Raw genomic sequence first — 22,375 nt, 5'->3', positions numbered from 1 at the left:
ATCTCCGGCCTATTTCGTATCGAATTCGTAAACCCCATCCCAGTTGGGTGGCGGAGGGGTGTGACGGAAATTCTTGATGCGGTCGAGATAGACTGAATAGAGTTTGCAATCGGGTTGCTGCTTTTTTAGGTTGATGAGTTGAAGTTCAGCCATGTCCCAGTTTTGTGTCCGGTAGTGCTTGAGCGCTTGGTGAAATAGCTGGATCTGATTCTGTACGGCTTTATCGACATTTTCCTTGCGGCCTACCGGCTCGAAGATGGCGACCGGGTCTTCCTTGCCTTTGACCTTCACCCGATCCAGTTCGCGGAAGATGACTGTGTCGCCCACGGCGTTTCGGGTTGCTTCGCCTACGATCATGCCGACTCCATATTGCTTGGTAATTCCCTCAAGGCGTGATGCCAGGTTTACCGCATCTCCCATGACGGTATACGCCTTGCGAATCTGCGATCCCATGTCGCCAACCGTCATCCTGCCGGTGTTGATCCCCACACCGATATGAATTTCTGGCCAGCCCTTTTCTTTCAGTTTAGGCCCGAGTTCGGCAATTGCACGTTGCATCTCTATACCGGCCAGCACGGCATTGGTGGCATGGTCAGGGTCGTATATCGGGGCACCCCAGAATGCCATCACGCAGTCACCCATGTATTTATCGATAGTGCCCAGATATTTACTGCGGATGACTTCAGACAGCGTGGTCAGAAATTCATTCATGAATCGGGAGAGTTCTTTGGGATCCATGCTCTCTGAAATGGTGGTAAAGCTGCGAACATCCGAAAACAGCACCGTCAATTCTCGGCTCTGACCATCCATCGTATATTTTTCAGGGTCTTCGGCCATTTTTCCTACCAATTCAGGCGGGACATATTGACCGAAAAGGCTGGCCATTTGCCGCTTTTTACGGGCCTCGAAGAAATAGCCATAAGCCATGTTCAGTGCAAATAGCACGGTAATCAGCGTAATGGCACTGGCGAGCGGAAAGGCGACATTAGCCTTTCGCCAAAGCAGGAAATTGCCGGTTACTACCAATATCAGCAAAACCCCTGTGGTAATTGACGCTTTGAATGGGTCGAGTACGACCAGCACAATCGACAGAACAATCCCAAGAAACAGCAGCTGCAGGATTTCTGCGCCGCTGATATAGAGAGGGTGATCGGGAATGGCGCCATCAAGCATTCCCGAGATCAGATTGGCATGAATTTCGACACCGGGGTATACCGGGCCAACTGGCGATACCCGCAAGTCCTTGAGACCGGGGGCTGTTGTACCGAGCAGCACTAGCCGCCCCTTGAGTTTGTTGAGGTCAACGGTGCCCTCATAGACGTCGGACGCCGAAACATAAGGAAAGCTGCCATTGCGGCCGCGATAAGGGATCAGGGATTTGCCTTGGTCATCGACGGGGATCGAAATCGGTCCCACGCGCAGCGACTCCATAACGTTGTAGCTTTTGCCGAAAAGTGGCTTGGGGTAATGGGGCTCAATCGGAGGATTGCCAAGCACGGCTCGGACCATGGCCATCGACAGGGATTCGTAATATTGACCGTCGATTTCAACCAGATTCCCGACTTTACGGGTTACACCGTCAATATCACTGGAGGGGACGAAGTGGCCGCCCGTTGCAGCGCTCTGCGCAAGGATGGGCAGATTGGCGCCATAACCTTTGGCAACATCCACCAGAATATCGCGTCCTTTGAACATCCCTGCAGGCAACACGGGCTTGGGCAGCTGTCCTGAGCGCGGAGAATCTGCCACGTTGTAGTAGTAGCCAAGGACGATCTGGCGTCCCTTCAGACGCTCCGCGAGGAGTTGATCGTAGTCGTAACGCTTTTCCAGCTCGGGTAACAGCGCGAGGTAGTCTGTACTGGATTTGAGGTCGGTCTGCGCCAGCTGCCGCAAGACCCGTAGACCGGAACTATCGTCAGGCTCGGCAAATACCACGTCAAACCCGACTACACCAACCTGATAGCGGTCAAACAACTGATCTACCAGCTTGGCAACGATATCGCGTCGCCAGGGCCATCTTCCCAGTTTGGCCAGACTCTTTTCGTCGATATCGACAATGACTACACGCGGATCAACGGTGCCCGGCATGGTGGCGACCATTCGGGCATCGTAGAGCCATAGATCAAATTGCCGCAACGCATGCGGTGTCCAGTAGCCGCCGGCATAGCCAAGCAGATAGACCAGAACCATCACACTGAGTGTGAGTTGTAGCCAGTGCTTCTTGATCGTATTCCACATGGCCGCGTTGTCCGCCAAGAGCGAAGACTGGTTGAATAAAAGCACGCCGGTCAGAAAGATCTGAGCGGACATACGCCATACGAAGCCACTTCCCTGGTTACCTGAAGGAGCACAGGACGCATTGCTTGCGCTCGCAATCACTGCCCTTCTTTGCGACTACCCTGCCATTTCGGGGTAGCCGCGTGATGCGTGCCTCAGCACTTGGCTTGGATTTGCCACCCCGCAGGCTTAAAGCAAAGCCGCCCCAAGCGCATCCTGCGCTAGCTGGGCCAATGGCGCTATTTGTAAAACAGCTCCATTTTGATGCCAGCCAGTTCAATCACATCGTGGTCTTTCAGCACATGCGCCTGGGTGCCAACCGGCTCGCCGTTGACCGTCGGGAATTGGCTGCCTTCAACATGCGTCAGGAAATAACCATTTGGCCGCTTGGTGATAATGGCAACCTGAACACCCGGCTTACCCAGCGAGGTCAGGTTCTTTACCAGATCCAGTGTTTTGCCGGCGTTAGCACCATTCAGTACCTTGATGGCCGCAGCCGGAACTTCGGGAGGGAGCCCCAGAACTGTCGGTTCACCGTGCGAGCTGATCTGCTCGATTTGGGTCGCGTCTGGATTGAATTTGGGTGGAGGGGGCTCTGCTGCAGGGGGGGCGGATGGCGCTGCCGGCTTGGCGGCCATCGGGGACCGGATCACCATGGTCTTGTCGAAATCTTCTCCACCGCCTTTGGCTGCGCTGGCTTCACGCATGTATTTCAGCTTGTATTTGCCGATTTCAACGACATCGTTATCCTGCAGAAAATGCTTCTGCACCGGATTGCCATTTACCAGTGTGCCATTGGTGCTATTTAAATCTTCCAGAAATGAGTCATTCTGGATTGTTGTGACCAAGGCATGTTCACCAGAAACGGCCAGATTGTCGATCTGTAAGTCGTTATGTGGTTTTCGGCCAATTTTGACCTTTTCTTTATCGAGCTTGAATTCGCGGAGAACCATTCCGTCGAGGCTCAAAATGAGTTTCGCCATAGTTTTCTCTACCCTCGTTTATCGCGCAAACCACGAAAATAAGCGCGCCCATAAACTGCGTTCGGCGGCGTAATCGTGTTTAACCTTGATTAGTATGACCGAAACATTATCGCGTCCGCCATTGTCATTGGCCATTTGTATCAGCTGTTGCGAAGCCAGTTGCAGATTGCTGCGCAAGGTGGTCATTACCAATGCAATATCTTCGTCCGGCACCATATCGTTTAAACCATCGGAACAAATCAAATATATATCGTTGACTTGTACTTCGTGGTCATTCAATTCGGGATTCAGCTGCGGGTCGATCCCGACGGCCCGTGTCACCAGATTTTTGTTCTGCGATTGCCGCGCCTGCTCGGGAGTGATGAACCCACTGTCGATCTGCTCCTGCAGTAAGGAGTGGTCTTTGGTGAGCACCGTGAAATTCTCGCCGCGCAGACGATACACCCGTGAATCACCGACATGAGCGATGGTCAGGCGATTATCGTAGAACAAGGCGGCCACCAAGGTGGTGCCCATCCCGGCGCATTGGGGCTGGCTTTGTGCTGTCTGGAAGATGGCCAGATTGGCTTTCTCGATTTCATCGCGCAATATCCGGTGCGCCAGCGGCTTGCCGCTCATGGGCTCGGGTCGATGGGGTGCCATCGACTCCAATGCGCCTTTGACGCCCTCTGAAATCAGCGTGACCGCAATGCCGCTGGCGACTTCTCCAGCGTTGTAGCCGCCCATGCCATCCGCCAGAATGGCCAATCCCAATTCGGGCTTGTAGCCGATTGCATCTTCGTTATGTCCTCTTACCATGCCGGAATCACTGATTCCCTGCATTTCAATCGCGTGAACTAGCGTCCCCATCGTCACCCCTTAAGCGACACTGCGCATTTCCGCAGTGCTTGCGCGAACTCCGCGCCAGTCTGAAAACGTTCCTCGGCATTTTTCTTGAGTGCCTTGTCGATGACTGCTACCAGGCAGTCCGGCAGATTGGGATTGAGTTCTTTAGGATTCCGATAGGGTTCATTGGCAATCCGGAACATCAATTCCGCCATCGACTCGCCTTGGAAGGGCAGCGTGCCGACGGTCATCTGATACAGCATGACGCCCAGCGAAAACAGGTCTGAGCGGCCATCAATTTTCTTGCCCGATAATTGTTCGGGCGACATATACGATGGTGTGCCAAGCACCATACCCGTCTTGGTCTTGGAGGAATCGGTAATGCGTGCCACGCCGAAGTCTGTCACCTTGGTCTTCTTGGTGTCGGTTTCGTACATGATGTTGGCAGGCTTGATGTCGCGATGCACGATGTTCATGGCGTGGGCTTCGTTCAGGGCTTCGGCCACGTCATAGACGATTTTCATCACCTCCGGGATCGGCAGCAAATGCCCGGCCTTGGTGTAAGGCGCAAGGTCTTTGCCTTTCAGGAACTCCATCGCGATATAGGCAAGATCATGTTCTTCGCCGACATCGTAGATCTTGACGATGTTGGGATGGTCAAGCTTACCTGCTGCTGCTGCTTCGCGAAAAAAGCGCTCGCGGGCATCTTGTAACTCCTCCGCTTCAAACTCCTGAGACAAGGCCATGGTCTTGATTGCAACTTCGCGGCCAATCTTGGGGTCTCGCCCCAGATAAACGACGCCCATTGCCCCCTTGCCCAGCTCTTTCTCCACCTGATAGCGGCCGAGCATCGGCTTTTCAATGGCGCCGCCTTCGAGTACCAGCGTACTGGCATTCGAGCGGGTGCTACCGCCACCCAGCATGACGGTTTCGGCCATCTGCTTGGAACGGGTCATCTTCTGTTCCAGATCCTTGTACTTCGGATTGAAGTCGGCCATGTGCCGATACACCATCTCGGCCTTGTTGAACTGGCGCTTGCGCTCGAAATCGAGCGCCAGGTTATACAGCAGCTCCATCATCGAGTCGTCCATCGGAACCTTGCGAAACTTGTCGAAGGCCATGTCCAGCTGTCCTTGGCCCTGAAACGCCAAGCCCAGCATACGGTTGGATTCGGCCGCTGAGAGTTCCGATGCTTCCTTGCCTCGCTCGGTCATCAGGAAGCGCTTGGTAGTTAGCAGCAAATGGCCGAACAGCAACAGCGTCGCAGCTTCCATCAAAGGCAGATGGGTAAGTTGAATGGCCATCATGCCGATGTCGGCACTCACCAATACGGCAAATACCCCCCCTGTGATCGCAGCGCCTTGCGCGGCCTTGAGTCTGGGCAAAAGGCCGATGAGATAGGCGGCAACCAGCGCAATCATCAGGATGGATAACCAGCCGGCCCAATTAGGTAACTTGACATAGTGGCCTTGCAAAATGTCCGAGACGGCATGAGCAAGGTAAACCGCCGGGGTAGTAGTGGCCGATACTGGCGTGACAAAGGTAGAGCCGATCCCTGGCGCGGTAGCGCCGATCAAGACGATTTTGTCCTGATATTTACTGACCGGAATCTTGCCGCTGGCAACGTCATAGAACGAATCAGCGCTGAAGGCCGGCTTGCCGTCGCGATCCGGGTAAAAGTACGACGCCATCAGCGCGTTGGGTCCGGTGGCGACCTGTAAGCCACCCAGCTGCATGACTTCGCCAGTAAAAGTCACCTGCTTCAAATCGAGGTTCAGACTCTTGGCTGCGACCGCCAGGGCCAGGGAGGGATAGGTCTGATCGTAATAGCGCAGGGCCAGAGCCTCCTGCCGGACGATGCCATCTGCTTGGTCTGGTACTACGTTCAACGCCCCCAACGCTTTGGCCTGGGTACCGAATTGTTGCAGTGGGGCCAGGAAGCGGACGGTGGGATACGGTAGAGAACCGGAGTCGGCGCCGGCAACGTTGATCTGGTTCTTCAGTACGTAATCAGGGGTAGGGGCATCCGGGTTGCCTTGCGGCTCACCTCGGTCAAACACCATGGGGAGCAGGACGTTTTTCGCCTGGCCGATGCTGCGTGCCAGTTGCTTATCGAAGTTCAGCTTATCGGAGGCGTCTTCCAGCAGTTTGCCAAACTGCTCGTATTCGGGGGAACCCGCTTCTGCACCGTTGGCTTTACTCTTGCGATACAGGTCAAGCAGTTGATTGATGTATACCGTGCCCTTGTCCTGCTGTGGTTCGGTAAACAGGACGGTATTGGCGATCAACTTGGGTTTGGCAGCGGAGAGTTTGTCCAGAAACTGCGCGTGAACATCACGAGACCACGGCCAGCGGCCGATGTTGGCGATACTTTGCTCGTCGATGGCAATAATGGCGATGCGGTCATTGGGGACGCGGTTGGCCAACTTCATTCCGACATCGTAGGCCTTGTTTTCCAGGGCATTCAGCAGGCCGGTGCCAAACTGGATGATGGCAAATATAAGCAGCATGACAATGCCGACGAACCAGTCTGATTTCCAGAACCCCTTCTTCATCCAGCTCCCCTTGTTTCGTGCCCGCCCTGTTCGGGCGTTCAATTCCCCGTTTATCTGCCGGGCTCGTCGCGATTGCTCCGGTCAAACGTTGTGAAAACGGTTTGCCCTGCATTGACATTAGCAGGTCATGGCAAATCTGCCGCCCGCTGCCAAGCCTGTATTCAAATGCTTTGCATGCGACAGGAGGCGCAAGGCTAGCCGTATACAGCGCCGACGGCTAGAGCTTGCTGCACTTTATGTGAACTATTCCACAAGCTTAAAGTGGAATATTCAAGTGGAATCTGAAGATTTAAGTCGAAAGTCCTGCCAGAGGCTGGCTGGGGGGGATTGTCAGCTAGCTGAGGTGAGGGGGTGTTGAGAATGCGAGGGCCATTTTTTTGGTGAGTTCTGCCCAAGCTTCAGGTTGGTAATCTTGCAGGTGCTGATGGCTTCGAGACCAGCCAAAAGTCTGTGCTACAGCCAGCGTTAAATTCAATGGTACGGGATGAATCTCGGACAACCCTACCATCAGCTCGCCTTCGAACAAGGCGCGCACGTCAAAATTAAACAGGATGTCCTGCTCCAGACTGGCATGAAACAGGGCCAGCGCGTCATACTCGTTGGTGGTCTCGACCAGATGAAGGATTTCTTCAACACGGTTGAGGGCATCGGCCTCAAGTAGGCGCAGGCGTAGCCAGTCAACGGTCTTGGGTTCTTTCTCGGCCATCCAGTGATCGGGCTCCAACCAGCGGCAAACCTCGACACAGCGGCGAATCACGTCATCCTGCAGGGTCTCGATGTCGCAGCAGATATACAGCAGGCCGTCTTCAAACACAGTCCAAGCCAGCGGTTCTGACAGCACGGGCTCGGCCAGCCTGCGTTCCAGTGCGGCCAGTGCTGACTCGATCTCACCTTGTTCGCATAACTGGGCGAGTTCCTGAATCCATGGCTGCATCAAGGCTTCCAGCTCAGCTTCGCGGCCGACGGTGGGGGGGGGCGGCTCTGGCGCTGCCAGTGGGGTGGCAACGGGCTGGGACATTTCCAGCATGAGAGCCGTCTCGTAGGCATCTCGCAGTGTCTGAAAGGCTTTGGGGTCATCCTCGGGCCGGGTACTTTTGAGCAGGCGGGCGTAGGCGCGCTTGATGTCCTGCAGCCCGCTTCCTGGTGGCAGGCCTAGCGTCGTCCAGCAGGTGAGGGTGAGATTGTCCTCGTTCACAGCCAGCTTTCTCCTTCAATTTCGTCTAGCAAGGATTTCAAATTTTCACGGGCCTGTTCGATATCTGCATTGTCTTGTCTTTCCAGTGCTGCCTGGAAGGCATTGGTGAGTTGTCCCACCCATAGCCGATCTTCCCCCAATGCTTGCTGATACAGGCGCTCGGCACGCGTCAGCAGTGCGGTGTTGGGGAGCTGATCCCTGGGGTGGATTTTCAGCCGGGTCAGTGCCCGTAGCTTTTCTTCAATTTCTTCTGCTTTGAGTACGCCAGGGTTTTCTTCGATCACCAGACGATGTTTCTCGCCGGTTTCGGCGACGGTCATTTCGGCTTCGAGCAGGCCGTTCACGTCATAGGTGAAGCGAATCGACACCATCTGGCCGGAAGGCCGGGGCGGGGTGGGCACCGTGAGCTCGCCAAGGAATATATTGTCCTTTACCAACCGACTCTCGCCTTGAAAGATGCGAACATGAATGGCGGGCTGGTTATCGCTGATGGTGGTGACGGTCTGCTCCCGCGAGATTGGCACGACGGAATTACGCTCGATAATCGGCAGAAAAAAGCCTGGCTGATACTGTCCTGGCAAAATTTCTTCCGATACATCAACGCCGAGTGTGTAAGGGCAGACGTCAGTCATGACCACTTCATTCAAGGCGGCATCACGGGCTTTCAGACCTGCTTGCACTGCGGCCCCCAAGGCAACGACCTCGTCAGGGTTCAGGTGCATGGATGGCAGACGGCCAAACATGCGGGCGACCAGCTTTTTCACGAGTGGCATGCGGGTGGCACCGCCCGCCAGCACGATATGATCCAGTTCGGCAACACGGATACGGGCGTCACGCAATGCCCGTTCGATCGGCTCGCGCAGGCGGTTGAGCAATGGCTGAACACTTTGCGCAAACATGTCGTCGCTGATCGTCCATTCAAGCGTCTGGCCCTGCCACGGCAGGCTCATGGTGGCTTGTGAGGCGGATGAAAGCATCCGTTTGGCCCGCTCGGCTTCCTGTCGGAGCTGCTGATACAAAGCTTGGTCGGCCTGCTTGTCGAAATGGTCGAGTGCAGGCTTTACGGCGTCGATAAATCCATCTACCAAGGCTTCGCCAAAATCCTCGCCGCCCAGAAAATTGTCGCCGGCCGAGGCCCTGACTTCCATCACTCCTTCAAACAACTCCAGAATCGAAATGTCGAAGGTACCGCCCCCAAGGTCGAAAACCAGAAATTTGCTTTCCGGATTGTTGTCGTGCAGGCCGTAAGCCAAGGCTGCGGCGGTAGGTTCATTGACGATCCGCTCGACAGTGAGGCCTGCTAGTTGGCCTGCAATCTTGGTGGCTTTGCGCTGGGCATCGCTAAAGTAGGCTGGAACGGTAATGACGGCTTCTGTGACGGTCTCGCCCAAAAAGCGCTCGGCATCCGCTTTGAGTGACCGCAAAACCAAAGCAGAAAGCTCTTCGGGCCGGAACTGCTGGTTGCCCAGCCGAGTTGAGCGGTCACTGCCCATATAGCGCTTGAAGAGTGCGGTGGTCAGCTGCGGGTGCGTCAGCATCCGTTCCCGCGCAGGCAAGCCCACCAGAATTTCCCCCTGATCATCGAAGCCGACAACCGATGGCGTCAGCATGTGGCCCAGGGCGTTGGGGATGGTTTGGGCTTTGCCATCGCGCCAAACGGCTACCAGGCTATTGGTTGTACCAAGGTCGATACCGATGATCATGGTTTGTTGGAACCTATTTCGTTGCGTTACACGAGCAGACAATTAACTGGGCGCTGTGGGTGATTGGGCTTCCCGATGGGGTTCCAACCCTGTCGGGAGGGCGCCTCGGCGGTAAATCGCTTTGCGGCAACCGTTGCACAAAGCCAAGTCGACTTTATGGAGCAAGGCAATGTTAGGACGCTTACTTACGCGACCAACCGCACTCACCCTGAACTCGACTGCATACCAAAACGTCAACAGAGCCTAGCCTGCATCTGTAACCAGCAATTCTGTGAAAAGCCGCTATTTTAACAGGGTGCGGGCAGGCATCTGGCGTGAACTGGATTGTGGGTTTCCGGGTCGGAGTTCATTGCGGACCGAAATCTTGTTCTTGATTTTTGACTAATTGTTTAAAAATACTTCGCTATCAATTTGTCATATCTGTGTAGAGAATAAGACAGACAAGGTGGTGGCTGTGATCAACTATTTTAAATACATGGACTTGCGATGACTCCTGTGCGCTACACACTGACAGCCCGGATTCTTCACTGGCTGATGGTCTTGCTGATTCTGGGGGCGTTTGCCTTGGCGCTGTCGTTTGACGACATGCCACTTTCGCCGCGCAAGTTGCAGTACATCAATTACCACAAGTGGTTGGGTATCACCGTGCTCTGGCTGGTGGCCGTGCGACTGTTGTGGCGACTCAAGCATCCGGCCCCTGAACTGCCGGCCCACATGCCCAAGCATGAAAAGATGTTGGCGCATCTTGGGCATATTGGTCTTTATGTATTGATGTTTGGCGTACCGATTGGCGGCTGGTTGATGTCTTCGGCCAAGGGTTTTCCGGTGGTTTACCTTGGGCTGATTCCGCTGCCCGACCTGATTGGCAAGAACGAAGAGCTGGGCAAGCTTTTGAAAGAGGGCCATGAACTGTTTGCCTGGGGTTTGCTCTTATTGGCGGCTGGCCATGCGGCGGCAGCGCTGAAACATCATTTCATCGACAAGGACGACGTTCTCCGGCGCATGCTCGGATGATCGTTGCACAGGAGTTTTATTCGTATGCGTAAGGTCTTACTTTCTTCAGTGGTCGCGATGGCCTTGGTAGGGGCTGGTGCAGGGGTGTTTGCACAACCTGCAGATGCGGGCAAAAGCCAGGTGCGATTTGTGTTTACCCAGATGAATGTGCCGGTAGAAGGGCAGTTCAAGAAGTTCATGGCGGATGTGAAGTTCGACCCTGCCAAACCGGCCGAGGCCAAGGTGGATGTCAGTATTGATCTGACTCAGGCCGATGCCGGCAGTCCTGACGCCAACGATGCGCTCAAGACCAAGGATTGGTTTGATACCGCTCGCTTTCCTCAGGCAAAGTTTACGGCCGCAGGGTTCAAGCCTGTGGGAGGCGACAAGTTCCAGGCTGTTGGGCAGCTTAACCTGAAGGGGCGGGCGGCCAATGTGACCGTACCGTTTACAGTAAAGACCGATGGCCATGGGCAATGGCTGGAAGGGGTTTTCCCGCTCTCGCGTACGGCCTACAAGGTCGGTGAGGGCGAGTGGTCGGATACCGGCATGGTCGCTGACAATGTACAAGTGAAATTCAAGCTCTTTGTGCCGAAGTAAGCCGGTACAAGGTTGATATAAAGAGGGCGCCAAGGCGCCCATTGTCCCATCAAGGAGATTAGATCCATGCAGATGTTCCGTTTTTCTCTGGTAGCTGTTTCGACCATGCTGGCTGCCGGGGTTGCGCTTGCCGCACCTGAGACGTTCGATCTGGACGCCACCCACACCTATCCGAGCTTCGAAGTCAGCCACCTGGGTTTTTCGAATACCCGTGGTTTCTTCACCAATTCATCGGGAACGCTGACGCTGGATCGTGAAGCCAAGACCGGCAAGGTGGATGTGACGATTCAGACCGCCAGCCTGAATACTGGCTTCGAAAAGCGTGATACCCATCTGCGTAGCAAGGATTTCTTCAATGTTGAGAAATTCCCGACTGCGCAATTCAAGTCGGAAACCTTCAAATTCGATGCCGACAAGCCTGTTGAAGCACAAGGCACGTTGACCATGCTGGGTGAAACCAAGCCGGTTTCCTTGAAGATTGAGCAGCTCAAGTGCGCAGTGCGCGCCTCCGATCAGAAGTACATCTGTGGCGCGGAAGTCAAAGCGACGATCAAGCGTACCGATTGGGGTATGAAGTACGGCGTACCTTTCATTGGTGAAGAAGTAAAACTGAATGTGCAGGTCGAAGGTGCGCGCAAATAAACTTGCGCCTCCTGCCGGAGTATTACCCCGCCTGACAAGTCGGCTCCGGCTGGCTTGCCGGCGGGTGGCATGGTTTTTAGGCCTGATGCCTGGCTTGCTGGCCGGGCCTGTTTGGGCTGATGTTTTTCTGATTGATCCGCTGCATACCTCTGCACAGTTCGCTGTCAGCCATCTGGGGTTTTCTACAGCGCGAGGCCGCTTTGACAAGACCGACGGCCGCCTGGAGCTGGACTTACCAGCCCGCAAAGGTCAGATTACCGTGCAGCTTGATGCGAACTCCATCAGCACGGGCGACCCGGATCGCGACAGCCGGCTCAAGGGCAGCTGGTTTTTCAATACCGAACGCTACCCCGAAATCCGGTTTATCTCGAAACGCCTGGTATTCGTTGAAGAACGGCTCGATGCCGTTGAAGGCGAATTGACTCTACTCGGGGTCACCCGACCCTTCTCCTTCAAAGTTGAACGCTGGCGCTGTGGTTTTCACACCATGGCACTTCGGCAGGCCTGCGGCGCCGATTTGTCAGGGACTTTGCTGCGCTCGGATTTTGGCATGAAAGCCTTCATTCCTTTGGTGGGGGATGAGGTGAAGATTGATGTATCGGTCGAAGCCTTGGCAGAAGTCGTTACACCCCCCGCCCGTGAGCGCTGACGCAGTCGGCAAGATCCTGTTGCTACCTGTAGCAGCCAAGACGTCTCGCATGGCAGGACGATCAACGCCCACACCGATAAACCGCATAGCTGCGTTTGCCATCCAGAATCGGTGAAGTGGCGACGATCGCATCGCCGTTCATATCGGCTGCCGCGTTGCGAGCCAGTGAATCCAGATCCGAGCCCATGCCTTCCTGACTCCGTTCATATATTCCAAAGCGTGGTGTGACAGTGGCAGTGGTATCGCCCAGTTTCTTGCAACTGGCGACGGTATCTTGCGTCACCACGGCTACGCGTGAGCCCAGGGCAGACACCTTGACCCAGTTGGCACAGCCCGTCAGCAACAGGATGGGGGAAATCAGTAAAACTAGTGGCTTGAGCATATACACCTCATCAAATAGGGGAATCGGCAGGCGTTGTGTGATAGGGGCATCTCTCAGATGTCTCACGCCTTGAAATGACAGTGCCTGAGATTGTCGGGGGGCTTACAAAGTGCCCGAATATCGCGAAATTATCGCCGACGCGGCGCTTGCCGTTACCAGTTGACCTCCAAATCCTCTTCATCTACTACAACGTGACAGGCCAGGCGCGGCAAAGCTGGTGTGTCCGGGTGGTCCGTGGTGGCGCGTTGTGTGTCGTCGAACTGCCCCAGTCGATGCAGTACGTTTCTTTCCTTGCTGCTGAGTGTAATTGGTCGGGCTAGCCCGGACTGCGTATGTTTGAGCCTGACCAGACAGGCACCGCATGTGCCTTGCCCGCAGCGCCAATAGAGCGGCAAACCGTGGTCGCGCACCTGCTCCCGCACGATGTCGATCAGTTTGCTGCCTGGGGTGGCCTCAACGGCCAACGGTGCTGACATGCGGTTTCCGAAAAGGATAATGGTGGGCATAGCGCCTAGATTGGGTTGAAGTGAGTTTGCCGATCGCGTTTCGCCGAAAACGGCCTGGAACAAGGCATAGGGCGCGTTACCTAGTCATTCTATGCAAGCGTTCTGCAACGCAGAGCCAGGCTGCTTTCTGGTGAAGCCCTCAGGGCTGGGGCGTTGTCAGGGTTCGCTTAACTAGGCCCACCGGGTTTTGCAGGATTTGGGCCTGCTGCCGCGTAAAAAATCGCATGCTTAGTCCACTGAGTGGCACGCTTTTCACCTTGCATCAAGCCCAAATCCGACCAAGCGCGATCCGGAAATAAAACGTCAATGGAGCCGAGTTTACCGTGCATCGGCCGAGGTTGGACTCCCTGGCTAGAGCTGCTTGCCGGAAGAATCTAAATAATTCTTGCACTGTCGTTGTAGCGGACTTGGCCAGACAGCTACACTCCAAGCTGATTGCGGCTTTCCGCCCATGCTGGATGACCAACTCGCGGCACGGAGCGCACTTGGAAAGCCGGGCCGTCCCATTTTGCAAACAGGTTTCAAAACATAGCAATGTCCAAGCCTTCCGTTTTTCCCCCGGCGAAGCCATCTCGCCGCACCCGCAGGGTTCGTCTGAATCCCTCATACCTTGTCGCAATGGTTGCACTGAGCCTGCCAGGATTGGCACTGGCCAGCATGGCCGATGATATGACCGCTGCACGCGACGCGGTACGCGCCCGCGATTTGCCAAAGCTGGCTCGTCAGGCTGAGCGGCTGGATGACACGCCACTGGCCAGCTATCCGCGCTACTGGCTGCTTTCGACTCAGCTCGACAAGGTTGCTGCGGCAGAGGTCTCGGCGTTTTTTGATCGATTTGGCGATAGCCCGCTGGCGGATCGTTTGCGGGGGGAATGGCTGCGGGAGTTGGGCAAGCGCGGGGACTGGGCCGTATTTGAAGCCGAGTTGCCGAAGTTTTCGCAGATCGAGCCAGAGAGCGACGTCAATTGCTATCAGCTGCAACTCAAGGTGAACAAGCAGGATTGGGCCGGGCTGGCGGCACAGAAAAGTCTGTGGTTTGCGTCGCGTGGCTTGCCTGATGCCTGCATTCCGGTATTCGACGCCATGTTCAGCCAAGGCTTGCTGAATGAAGAAGATGTCTGGAAGCGCCTGCGGCGGACGCTTGAAGCGAATAACGCCGAGTTTGCCGGCAAATTGATTGCGCGCCTGAGCCAGCCACAAGGGCTGACCAGCAAATTGGTCAGCGAGGTCAGTGCCGGTCCGCAGAAAATGTTGCCCAAGCTGGCAACCAACCAGCGTGGTGGCCGTGAGCTGCTGATTCACGCCATTTCGCGCATCGCCCGCACCGATCCGGAGCAGGCCGCGAGCTTGCTGGAACATTTTGGCAAGTCATTGCCGGCTGCCGAAATGCGGTACGCCTGGTCGCGGATCGCGTATCACGCAGCTCGCCGCCTGCATCCGGATGCGCTGAAGTGGTTCAAACAGGCCGATAGCGAATTTCTGGACGACGACAGCCTGGAGTGGCGTGCCCGCGCCGCCTTGCGCGGTAATGATTGGGCGGAGGTCATCAAGTCGATTGACGCGATGAGTGCCAAAGCCAAAGCGGACCCGACCTGGGTTTACTGGCGGGCAAGAGGAGTCAAGGCCCAGGGCAATGCGACGGATGCGAATCGCAGCTTTGCCGAGCTTGCTGCCAGCCATCATTTTTATGGATTACTGGCACGCGAGGAGTTGGGAAGCTATGTCGATACCGCGGCGGGGCGGGCCAAGGTATCGGATGACGAGATCAAGGCTGCTCGCAAGCTCCCCGGCGTGCAACGTGCCTTGGCACTGTATGACATGAACTGGCGGCTCGAAGCTACCCGCGAGTGGAATTGGGCGATGCGCGGCCTGGATGATCGTCGTCTGCTGGCAGCGGCCGAGGTGGCGCGGGCGGAAAAGCTCTACGATCGCGCGATTTATTCGGCAGACCGCACACAGAATATTCACGATTTCAGCCTGCGTTATCTGGCGCCCTATCGCGATGTGACTCAGGCATATGCCCGGCAATTGCAGCTGGATGAGGCGTGGATTTACGGCTTGATCCGGCAGGAAAGCCGGTTCATCTCCGTGGCCAAGTCCGGCGTGGGCGCATCGGGGTTGATGCAGCTGATGCCTGCCACGGCCCGCTGGGTGGCCAATAAGCTGGGAATCAAGCGTTATGAGCACGCCACGGTGAATGAAATTGGTACCAATGTGCAGTTGGGAACCTACTACCTGAAGTCGATTCTCGGCTCGCTGTCCAACCAGCCGGTGCTGGCAACGGCGGGTTATAACGCCGGCCCTGGGCGCGCGCGGGCCTGGCAGGCGGCCAAGCCACTGGAAGGGGCGATTTATGCCGAGTCCATTCCTTTCAACGAGACCCGGGATTACGTCAAGAAAGTCATGGCGAATACGGTTTACTACGATATGACTTTTGGACATCCGGTAGCGCCGTTGAAACGTCGGCTGGGTGTGGTACCGGCGCGCGGTGCCGGGGATGTGGCCGAGCCGGATGAATTGCCATAAAGGTTTGGCACGACTGAATGCAATGGTGGCCCGCCTTGCTAAGCCCCGAAACTCACAACTAAATTGAACAAAGCTTGGGGGCGTTGACCCCCGAGGTGTTGTCACAATCATAGCGGGCGGGGAAGACTCATGAGCTACAGCCGGATGAGTATCGGGACGCAGACTGTTTCAGCCATTGTGGTGGTGTTGCTGGTGGCGTTTTCAGGGCAGCTATTGTTTCTGTCGATGGTTGGAACGCCGTCGGAGCAGCTATGGCGGCTGGTTGGTTTTGATGCGGTTGCCATGGTGGTGCTGACGTTGTTTGGCGGGTGGGTCAACATTCGGCGTGCGGCCAGACTCACAGAAATCGCCAACATCATGCGCCGTACCAGCGAAGGCGATCTGACTGCGCAGATTCCGGTTGGTCACGGCATCACCCTGGCGACAACGGCCAATCAGATTGACCACATGGCGATCCTCGCCAATCAGATCAGCCAGAATATGTCCGGCGTGCTCAGGCAGGTGAATGGTCTGGTCGAGCAGCTGGCGGGGGCGAGCCATCAACTGGCGGACGGTGCTGACCATGTGCTGACGGCCTCAACCGTGCAGAGCGATGCGGCTGCAAATCTGGCGGCGTCGATTGAGCAGCTTTCGGTCAGCATTTCTGTCATTGCGGACAACGCTGCGGAAAGCAGTAAGGTGGCCGGGTCAGCCTGCGAGCATGCGCAGCAGGGTGATAAAGCTGTCAGCGATGCGCGAGAACAGATTCTGTTCATCAAGGACAAGGCTGCGCAATCGAGCGTGGCTATTGATCATCTGGCCAACCGTTCGCAGCAGGTGACAGGGATTCTGGCCGTAATCAGGGAAATTGCCGACCAAACCAATCTGCTGGCGCTGAATGCCGCGATCGAAGCGGCACGGGCGGGCGAGCAAGGGCGAGGTTTTGCCGTGGTCGCCGACGAGGTCCGCAAATTGGCCGAGAAGTCGCGGGTGGCGACGGCCGAGATTGCCGGTGTGCTGGATGGAATGAAAGAAGAGGCTGCGATTGCCATTCATGGCATGCAGGAAGTGAACAGGCAGGTGGAGTCCGGATCAGAACTGGCAGCCACGGCCGGTGGTTTTGTGCAGGCAATCATCAGCGAGGCCAATAGCACTTCCAATCTGATAGGGGTTATCAGTTCTGCTACCCGCGAACAGAGCGCGGGTAGCCAGCATATTGCTCAGACAGTCGAGCGAATTGCCGAAATGGCGCAAAATAATACGGTCGAGATGAAGAATAACCAGATGGCAGTCGAGTCGCTGCGGCAGATGGCAACAGCCCTGCGTGACGGCATGCGTCGCTTCCGTCTGGCGTAGGTGCCGCTTGTAAAAAGTTTGCGCACTGGTTTTGTTTTTGGCTTCAAGGCGTTTTGTCTAATACCTGGTCGGGTGTGTCCGCTGGAGGTGGCAGACCGGCCGGGTTTCAATGTGTAAAGGATTCAACGTAATGCAACGTATCTGTCTGATTGGCGGTGGTGGGTTTATTGGTACTGCCATTGCTAACCGCTTGGTGCAGCGTGGCTGTGCAGTCACCATTCCTGCCCGTCATCGTGAACATGCGAAACAGCAGCTGATTCCCCTGCCCAATGCCGATGTGGTTGAGTGCAATGTCAACGATCCGGCACAACTGGAAAAGCTGTTGCAGGGCCACGATGCCGTGGTCAGTCTGGTGGGTATCCTGCATGGCAGCGAAGCCAAGTTTCGCGCGGCACACGTTGAATTGCCTGAAAAAATCATTGCTGCCTGCAAGAAGCTGGGAATCCGCCGGCTGGTGCATATCAGTGCGCTGGGGGCGGATGCGCGCGGAAGTAGCCGTTATTTGCGCAGCAAGGGCGAGGGCGAAGATAGAATCAAAACCAGTGGACTGGACTGGACGATTTTCCGCCCCTCTGTGGTATTTGGCCGTGGCGATGCCTTCCTGAATATGTTTGCCAAGCTGACCGCACTGCCGGTGTTGCCGCTGGCGGGGGCGGACAGCCGTTATCAGCCGGTGTGGGTCGAGGATGTCGCGCAGGCGGTTGATCAGGCCTTGCAGCGTCCCGAATGGACAGGCAAGAGCTTCAATCTGGTAGGGCCAAAGGAATATTCGCTGCGGCAGCTGGTGGCTTATGTCGCCAGCCTGCAAAAGCATCAGCCCATGATTGTGTCGCTGCCAGAGGGCATTGCCCGCCTGCAGGCTTCCATCATGCAGGTGCTGCCCCGCCCTCTGATGAGTGTCGATAACATTGATTCGATGAAGACTCCCAGTGTTGACCCGGCTGGTTTTCCGGCCGAACTCGGTTTCCGGCCGACTAGTGTCGATTCGGTAGCTCCCGAATATGTTGGGTTGACCGGGGTGCGTGGGCGCTTGCTGGAATTCCGCACCAAGGCCCATCGCTGACCTTGTCGTGAAAGATCGTTGCAGGATCGAACATACCCCCCAACCGCCGGTTTTGCCGGCGGTTTCCATTTACGGAGTCATGCATGCTCAAGCTGATTATCGGTAACAAGAATTACTCATCCTGGTCTTTGCGACCCTGGCTACTGCTCAAGCAGGCCCAGATACCGTTCGAAGAGGTTCTGATTCCGTTGTATGAAGCAGGCTCGCGTGAACGGACACTGGCTTATTCACCCACAGGCAAAGTCCCATGCTTGATCGATGGCGATATAGTGGTTTGGGATTCGCTGGCAATCAGTGAGTATCTGGCAGAGTGCTTCCCGGAGCGGCAGCTCTGGCCGGCTGCGATGGCTGATCGCGCCGAAGCCCGCGCAATCGCGGCAGAAATGCATGCGGGCTTTACCTATCTGCGTGGCCAGATGCCAATGAACCTGCGGCGCGAACGTCCTCGCTTGAGCAAGGCGCCAGAAGTCGAGCAGGACATAGCGCGGATCATCAGCATCTGGAGCGCTTTGCGGCAGCGGCACGCGGGGGCTGGCGATTTTCTGTTTGGATCTTTCAGTGTGGCGGATGCCATGTATGCGCCCGTCGTGACCCGCTTCAAGAGCTATGACGTGAAGCTGCCAGCATTGGCGCAGCAGTACGCCGATACCGTGCTGGCCCTGCCAGCCATGCAGGAATGGTATGCCGCAGGCCGGGCCGAAAGCTGGCGGATTGCCGTATCCGAACTGGATGACTAAGCGCTGCCAAGGCATGTCCGAATATGTCCGCATCGTGTCCGGCTAAGGCATGGGAGCAAGTGGGTTAGGTGCTTAAGATGGCGTCCATGGCAGCACAACAAGCGTACTGCCCAACCCATCCAAAGGATATGACCATGACTGCACAGACCGCCCTGATCGTTATCGACGTCCAACAATCTTTCGAGAACTACCCACACTGGCGCGAGGACGACGTGCCGGCGTTTCGGGAAGCCATCAGCACGCTGATCGACGGTTGCGCCGCCAAAGGTGTGCCGGTGGTGCGCGTGTTCCATGTTGAAGATGAAGGCCCGTTCTCCAAGGCTTCTGGCTGGGTCAAAGCGATTGACTGGTTGCCTGGCCCAATTGATGCGCAGGTGGAAAAGCGCGTCCATAACGCCCTCACCGACTCTGGGCTCAGGGAGTGGCTGGATGCGCGGGGTATCCGCAAGCTGATTATCTCGGGCATCCGCACCGAACAGTGCTGCGAGACCACGGCGCGTGTGGCGTCTGACCTTGGTTACCAAGTGGACTATGTGACAGAAGCCACCCTGACTTTCCCGATGAAACATGCCAACGGCCGTGTCTTCAGCACCGCTGAAATCAAGGAGAAGACAGAGCTGGTGCTGGCCGGCCGCTTTGCCACCATCAAGACGGTAGCGCAATGCCTGAGCGATCTGAACTGAGCCCGGAAGTCATAGAGTGGGTGTTTCTGCTGCTGCCTGGCGTCATCCTGCTGGATGTCGCCGGCCCAGCCGATGCCTTGCGTATTGCCGCCAGTCACGGTGCGCCGTATCGCTTGCGTTTTGTCGGGCCATCCGCTGTGGCCCACTCGTCAATTGGCCTGGGTTTGTCGGGCTGCGAGCCCTTGCCGGATCGCTTGCCCGACTGCGCCCGCATCGTGGTTCCGGGGGTTAGCGCCCGCTACAACGGCTTTGTTGAGAACGAAGCTGCGCAGGCTCGGGTATGGCTGCAGTCGCATGGTGCTGGCGGTCGCCAGTTGGTTACCGTATGTGCCGGCGCCTTGTTGGCGGCGGAAGCCGGCTTGCTGGCCGGGCGCCGATGTACCACCCATCACTCGTTGATTGAGGAGCTGGTGCGGCGCGAGCCGCTGGCAAAGATCGAGGAAGATCGGATCTTTGTGGAAGATGGACCCATCGCCACCAGTGCCGGAATCACTTCAGGCATTGATCTGGCGCTGCATCTGATCGCCGCCACCGCCAGTCCGCAGATTGCTGCCACGACGGCCCGTGAACTGGTGGTGTATCTACGGCGCGGCGGCGGCGACCCGCAGCTATCCCCTTGGCTGGAACATCGTAACCACCTGCACCGGGCTGTGCATAAGGTGCAGGACATCGTTGCCCGCGAGCCTCAGAAAATGTGGTCGGTTACCGAATTGGCTGATTTGGCTCATGTGAGCGCCCGACATCTCTCACGGCTGTTCAGTGCGCATGCCGGGATTGGTCTGGTGGAGTACCGGCAGAAATTACAGCTGGCTTATGCCGCAGATTTGCTGCAACACGGCCGGCATTCGATAGAGCGCGTTGCCGAACTCGCCGGCTTTGCCTCGGGACGCGATTTCCGACGGGTATGGGGCAAGCACCGCCAAGATACCCCCTCGCTGTTCCGCGTTGGCAAGGGGCTGGCGGGGGCAGAATGAATGAGCAATATGGACCCTGTGGTAAGCGGGATGTGGCTGCGCTTTATATTCTTATTTGCTATTAAATTTTAATTTATAATTCCTTTTGGTTGTTAAGTGGGCTGGCTAGACTCCGATCGAACCTTAACGATCTGGAGTGCATGCGATGTCCCTGTCACGTTTACCAACCTTCCTGGGGCTGGCTCTGCTGGCCGGCTCTGCCTTGGCGGCCGACGTATCCCTACTCAACGTTTCATACGATCCGACCCGCGAGCTGTATCAAGACCTCAACAAAGCGTTTGCTGCGCATTGGAAGCAGAAAACGGGCGATAACGTTTCCATCAAGCAGTCGCACGGTGGCTCGGGTAAACAGGCCCGCTCGGTCATTGATGGCCTTGAGGCCGATGTCGTCACCCTGGCCCTGGCATACGACATTGACGAGATTGCCGACAAGACCAAGCTACTACCGCCGGATTGGCAAAAACGCCTTCCGCACAATGCGGCGCCCTATCAATCGACCATTGTGTTTCTGGTGCGCAAGGGAAACCCCAAACAGATCAAGGATTGGGCAGATCTGACCCGGCCGGGCATCGAAATCATCACCCCCAACCCCAAGACATCGGGCGGGGCGCGCTGGAATTATCTGTCTGCCTGGGGTTGGGCCTTGCAGCAGCCAGGTGGCAATGAGCAGAAAGCTCAGGAATACGTGAGCCAACTGTTCAAGCGGGTGAAGGTGCTCGATTCCGGCGCCCGCGCTTCGACGGTGACGTTTGTTGGGCGTGGCATCGGCGATGTATTGCTGGCCTGGGAAAACGAAGCACTGCTGTCGATCAAGGAACTTGGCCCCAACAAGTTTGAAATTGTGACTCCCTCAACCTCCATCCTTGCCGAGCCACCCGTCGCGGTACTCGATAAGCACGCGGCCAAGCACGGCACGACCAAGGTGGCAGAGGAGTATCTGAAGTTCCTGTACACCCCGCAGGGCCAGGAAATCGTGGCACAGAATTACTACCGGCCGATTGATGGTGCGGTGGCGGCGAAGTACGCCGCGCAATTCCCCAAAACCAAGCTGTTTACGGTGGATCAAGTCTTTGGAGGCTGGAAGAAAGCTCAGCAAACCCATTTCTCTGATGGGGGCGTATTCGATCGCCTCTACGCGAGGTAAACCAGATGGGTCTGCCTGCCGCCGTACTTTCTCCCACTTCTGGCCTTTCGCAAGGGCTGGCCAGTTTGCCACCCCATGCGATTGCTGGTTTCCCGCTGTTACAGGACGCCGGCCGTGTCGTCGGGCGCTATTTCAAATGTCAGCTGCAAAGCGCGTTTGAGACCGTGGAGTACGACCGCCAGCCAGCCCGACTGGCATCCCTGATGGTCAGCGGACCGCAAGAGCAGCCCATCCCCGCTGAGCGTTTGTTTGCATTGGCTGCAGGTGAAGATGCCTTGTTGAGGCTTGATCGCTTATGCCGCCTTATGCATGCCCTCAACCACTTCTGCATTGATCAGCGTAAGGAATGGCTGATCCTTCCGGTACACCAACGGCTGTTTGACTACGTGCGAGAAGGGCATGGTCGTGCCTTTGCCAGTCTGCTCGGCCATTTTGGCCTGTCTCCAGAGCGCGTGGTGCTGGCCTTGCCACTGGTGGCCTTTGAATCCCCACAATCTGCCCGGATGCTGGCGAGTTTTCGCAGTCATGGCTTTCGCATCGGCAGGCGGGTTCAGGCGGATGGCAGGGTGATCGCTATACGTTGACCAAAACGCATGAACTGCA

The 22,375-nt window shown here is 56.4% G+C and carries 20 protein-coding genes; 12 read left to right on the top strand and 8 right to left on the bottom strand.

Features of this window, described 5'->3' with window-relative positions:
* Window positions 1-9: 9 nt before the first annotated feature.
* The 6 genes from PZA18_RS04000 to PZA18_RS03975 all read right to left on the bottom strand — a co-directional run bounded on the left by PZA18_RS04000 (window position 10) and on the right by PZA18_RS03975 (window position 9,538).
* The gene (locus PZA18_RS04000) at window positions 10-2,310 is read right to left on the bottom strand and encodes a CHASE2 domain-containing protein (protein ID WP_284099506.1); all 2,301 of its coding nucleotides are present in this window, start codon (window positions 2,308-2,310) and stop codon (window positions 10-12) included.
* A 206-nt stretch (window positions 2,311-2,516) separates the two neighbouring features.
* Complete coding sequence (locus tag PZA18_RS03995; RefSeq protein WP_284099505.1) at window positions 2,517-3,260, bottom strand: FHA domain-containing protein; 744 nt, start codon at window positions 3,258-3,260, stop codon at window positions 2,517-2,519.
* Window positions 3,261-3,278: 18 nt separating this feature from the next.
* Window positions 3,279-4,109 (bottom strand): Stp1/IreP family PP2C-type Ser/Thr phosphatase, encoded by an 831-nt coding sequence (locus PZA18_RS03990; RefSeq protein WP_284099504.1) that lies wholly within the window; start codon window positions 4,107-4,109, stop codon window positions 3,279-3,281.
* A gap of 2 nt (window positions 4,110-4,111) precedes the next feature.
* A complete protein-coding gene (locus PZA18_RS03985; RefSeq protein ID WP_284099503.1) occupies window positions 4,112-6,640 on the bottom strand; it encodes a CHASE2 domain-containing serine/threonine-protein kinase in 2,529 nt (842 codons plus the stop codon).
* 334 nt (window positions 6,641-6,974) lie between these two features.
* Window positions 6,975-7,835 (bottom strand): J domain-containing protein, encoded by an 861-nt coding sequence (locus PZA18_RS03980; RefSeq protein WP_284099502.1) that lies wholly within the window; start codon window positions 7,833-7,835, stop codon window positions 6,975-6,977.
* Complete coding sequence (locus PZA18_RS03975; protein ID WP_284099501.1) at window positions 7,832-9,538, bottom strand: Hsp70 family protein; 1,707 nt, start codon at window positions 9,536-9,538, stop codon at window positions 7,832-7,834. Before PZA18_RS03975 ends, PZA18_RS03980 begins: the two co-directional genes overlap by 4 nt.
* Window positions 9,539-10,024: 486 nt before the next feature.
* On the opposite strand from PZA18_RS03975, the gene PZA18_RS03970 reads away from it, so the two are divergent.
* The 4 genes from PZA18_RS03970 (at window position 10,025) to PZA18_RS03955 (ending at window position 12,422) form a co-directional block, all read left to right on the top strand.
* A complete protein-coding gene (locus PZA18_RS03970; protein WP_284099500.1) occupies window positions 10,025-10,552 on the top strand; it encodes a cytochrome b in 528 nt (175 codons plus the stop codon).
* Between the two features lie 24 nt (window positions 10,553-10,576).
* A complete protein-coding gene (locus tag PZA18_RS03965) occupies window positions 10,577-11,131 on the top strand; it encodes a YceI family protein (RefSeq protein WP_284099499.1) in 555 nt (184 codons plus the stop codon).
* Between the two features lie 66 nt (window positions 11,132-11,197).
* Window positions 11,198-11,773, top strand: coding sequence for a YceI family protein (locus tag PZA18_RS03960; protein WP_284099498.1), 576 nt, complete (start codon window positions 11,198-11,200; stop codon window positions 11,771-11,773).
* A 64-nt stretch (window positions 11,774-11,837) separates the two neighbouring features.
* Window positions 11,838-12,422 (top strand): YceI family protein, encoded by a 585-nt coding sequence (locus PZA18_RS03955; protein ID WP_284099497.1) that lies wholly within the window; start codon window positions 11,838-11,840, stop codon window positions 12,420-12,422.
* Between the two features lie 61 nt (window positions 12,423-12,483).
* Here the strand turns inward: PZA18_RS03955 and PZA18_RS03950 are convergent, their stop codons facing one another.
* Together PZA18_RS03950 and PZA18_RS03945 are read right to left on the bottom strand one after the other, a co-directional pair.
* Window positions 12,484-12,804: a DUF4156 domain-containing protein gene (locus tag PZA18_RS03950; RefSeq protein WP_284099496.1), complete on the bottom strand. Its 321-nt coding sequence runs from the start codon at window positions 12,802-12,804 to the stop codon at window positions 12,484-12,486.
* Between the two features lie 152 nt (window positions 12,805-12,956).
* On the bottom strand, window positions 12,957-13,280 hold the full coding sequence (locus tag PZA18_RS03945; protein ID WP_284099495.1) for a 2Fe-2S iron-sulfur cluster-binding protein: 324 nt from the start codon (window positions 13,278-13,280) through the stop codon (window positions 12,957-12,959).
* Window positions 13,281-13,928: 648 nt separating this feature from the next.
* Here PZA18_RS03945 and PZA18_RS03940 point away from each other — a divergent pair.
* The 8 genes from PZA18_RS03940 (at window position 13,929) to PZA18_RS03905 (ending at window position 22,356) form a co-directional block, all read left to right on the top strand.
* Window positions 13,929-15,836 carry a lytic transglycosylase domain-containing protein gene (locus PZA18_RS03940; protein WP_284099494.1) on the top strand — a complete coding sequence of 636 codons (1,908 nt, stop codon included), beginning with the start codon at window positions 13,929-13,931 and terminating at the stop codon, window positions 15,834-15,836.
* 129 nt (window positions 15,837-15,965) lie between these two features.
* Window positions 15,966-17,171: a methyl-accepting chemotaxis protein gene (locus PZA18_RS03935; protein WP_284099493.1), complete on the top strand. Its 1,206-nt coding sequence runs from the start codon at window positions 15,966-15,968 to the stop codon at window positions 17,169-17,171.
* 130 nt (window positions 17,172-17,301) lie between these two features.
* The gene (locus PZA18_RS03930) at window positions 17,302-18,234 is read left to right on the top strand and encodes a complex I NDUFA9 subunit family protein (RefSeq protein ID WP_284099492.1); all 933 of its coding nucleotides are present in this window, start codon (window positions 17,302-17,304) and stop codon (window positions 18,232-18,234) included.
* A gap of 83 nt (window positions 18,235-18,317) precedes the next feature.
* Window positions 18,318-18,971 (top strand): glutathione S-transferase family protein, encoded by a 654-nt coding sequence (locus tag PZA18_RS03925; protein ID WP_284099491.1) that lies wholly within the window; start codon window positions 18,318-18,320, stop codon window positions 18,969-18,971.
* A 134-nt stretch (window positions 18,972-19,105) separates the two neighbouring features.
* Window positions 19,106-19,654 (top strand): cysteine hydrolase family protein, encoded by a 549-nt coding sequence (locus PZA18_RS03920; protein ID WP_284099490.1) that lies wholly within the window; start codon window positions 19,106-19,108, stop codon window positions 19,652-19,654.
* A complete protein-coding gene (locus PZA18_RS03915; protein WP_284099489.1) occupies window positions 19,633-20,628 on the top strand; it encodes a GlxA family transcriptional regulator in 996 nt (331 codons plus the stop codon). The genes PZA18_RS03920 and PZA18_RS03915 overlap by 22 nt, the downstream gene beginning before the upstream one ends.
* A 145-nt stretch (window positions 20,629-20,773) precedes the next feature.
* Window positions 20,774-21,772, top strand: a complete 999-nt coding sequence (locus PZA18_RS03910) for a sulfate ABC transporter substrate-binding protein (protein ID WP_284099488.1) — start codon at window positions 20,774-20,776, stop codon at window positions 21,770-21,772.
* Window positions 21,773-21,777: 5 nt separating this feature from the next.
* The gene (locus PZA18_RS03905; RefSeq protein ID WP_284099487.1) at window positions 21,778-22,356 is read left to right on the top strand and encodes a hypothetical protein; all 579 of its coding nucleotides are present in this window, start codon (window positions 21,778-21,780) and stop codon (window positions 22,354-22,356) included.
* Window positions 22,357-22,375 lie beyond the last annotated feature (19 nt).

It is taken from the genome of Parachitinimonas caeni (assembly GCF_030129945.1).
Lineage (GTDB): Bacteria > Pseudomonadota > Gammaproteobacteria > Burkholderiales > Chitinimonadaceae > Parachitinimonas > Parachitinimonas caeni.
This window is presented reverse-complemented; position numbering and strand designations above follow the sequence as displayed.

What these genes read in the sequence shown, in the direction of transcription:
- PZA18_RS03965 (WP_284099499.1), top strand. Translation starts at nt 10,577, where the DNA reads ATGCGTAAGGTCTTACTTTCTTCAGTGGTCGCGATGGCCTTGGTAGGG.
- PZA18_RS03930 (WP_284099492.1), top strand. Translation starts at nt 17,302, where the DNA reads ATGCAACGTATCTGTCTGATTGGCGGTGGTGGGTTTATTGGTACTGCC.
- PZA18_RS03970 (WP_284099500.1), top strand. Translation starts at nt 10,025, where the DNA reads ATGACTCCTGTGCGCTACACACTGACAGCCCGGATTCTTCACTGGCTG.
- PZA18_RS03975 (WP_284099501.1), bottom strand. Translation starts at nt 9,538, where the DNA reads ATGATCATCGGTATCGACCTTGGTACAACCAATAGCCTGGTAGCCGTT.
- PZA18_RS03995 (WP_284099505.1), bottom strand. Translation starts at nt 3,260, where the DNA reads ATGGCGAAACTCATTTTGAGCCTCGACGGAATGGTTCTCCGCGAATTC.
- PZA18_RS03950 (WP_284099496.1), bottom strand. Translation starts at nt 12,804, where the DNA reads ATGCTCAAGCCACTAGTTTTACTGATTTCCCCCATCCTGTTGCTGACG.
- PZA18_RS03935 (WP_284099493.1), top strand. Translation starts at nt 15,966, where the DNA reads ATGAGCTACAGCCGGATGAGTATCGGGACGCAGACTGTTTCAGCCATT.
- PZA18_RS03990 (WP_284099504.1), bottom strand. Translation starts at nt 4,109, where the DNA reads ATGGGGACGCTAGTTCACGCGATTGAAATGCAGGGAATCAGTGATTCC.
- PZA18_RS03920 (WP_284099490.1), top strand. Translation starts at nt 19,106, where the DNA reads ATGACTGCACAGACCGCCCTGATCGTTATCGACGTCCAACAATCTTTC.
- PZA18_RS03910 (WP_284099488.1), top strand. Translation starts at nt 20,774, where the DNA reads ATGTCCCTGTCACGTTTACCAACCTTCCTGGGGCTGGCTCTGCTGGCC.
- PZA18_RS03960 (WP_284099498.1), top strand. Translation starts at nt 11,198, where the DNA reads ATGCAGATGTTCCGTTTTTCTCTGGTAGCTGTTTCGACCATGCTGGCT.
- PZA18_RS03940 (WP_284099494.1), top strand. Translation starts at nt 13,929, where the DNA reads ATGGTTGCACTGAGCCTGCCAGGATTGGCACTGGCCAGCATGGCCGAT.
- PZA18_RS03945 (WP_284099495.1), bottom strand. Translation starts at nt 13,280, where the DNA reads ATGTCAGCACCGTTGGCCGTTGAGGCCACCCCAGGCAGCAAACTGATC.
- PZA18_RS03925 (WP_284099491.1), top strand. Translation starts at nt 18,318, where the DNA reads ATGCTCAAGCTGATTATCGGTAACAAGAATTACTCATCCTGGTCTTTG.
- PZA18_RS03905 (WP_284099487.1), top strand. Translation starts at nt 21,778, where the DNA reads ATGGGTCTGCCTGCCGCCGTACTTTCTCCCACTTCTGGCCTTTCGCAA.
- PZA18_RS03915 (WP_284099489.1), top strand. Translation starts at nt 19,633, where the DNA reads ATGCCTGAGCGATCTGAACTGAGCCCGGAAGTCATAGAGTGGGTGTTT.
- PZA18_RS04000 (WP_284099506.1), bottom strand. Translation starts at nt 2,310, where the DNA reads ATGTCCGCTCAGATCTTTCTGACCGGCGTGCTTTTATTCAACCAGTCT.
- PZA18_RS03985 (WP_284099503.1), bottom strand. Translation starts at nt 6,640, where the DNA reads ATGAAGAAGGGGTTCTGGAAATCAGACTGGTTCGTCGGCATTGTCATG.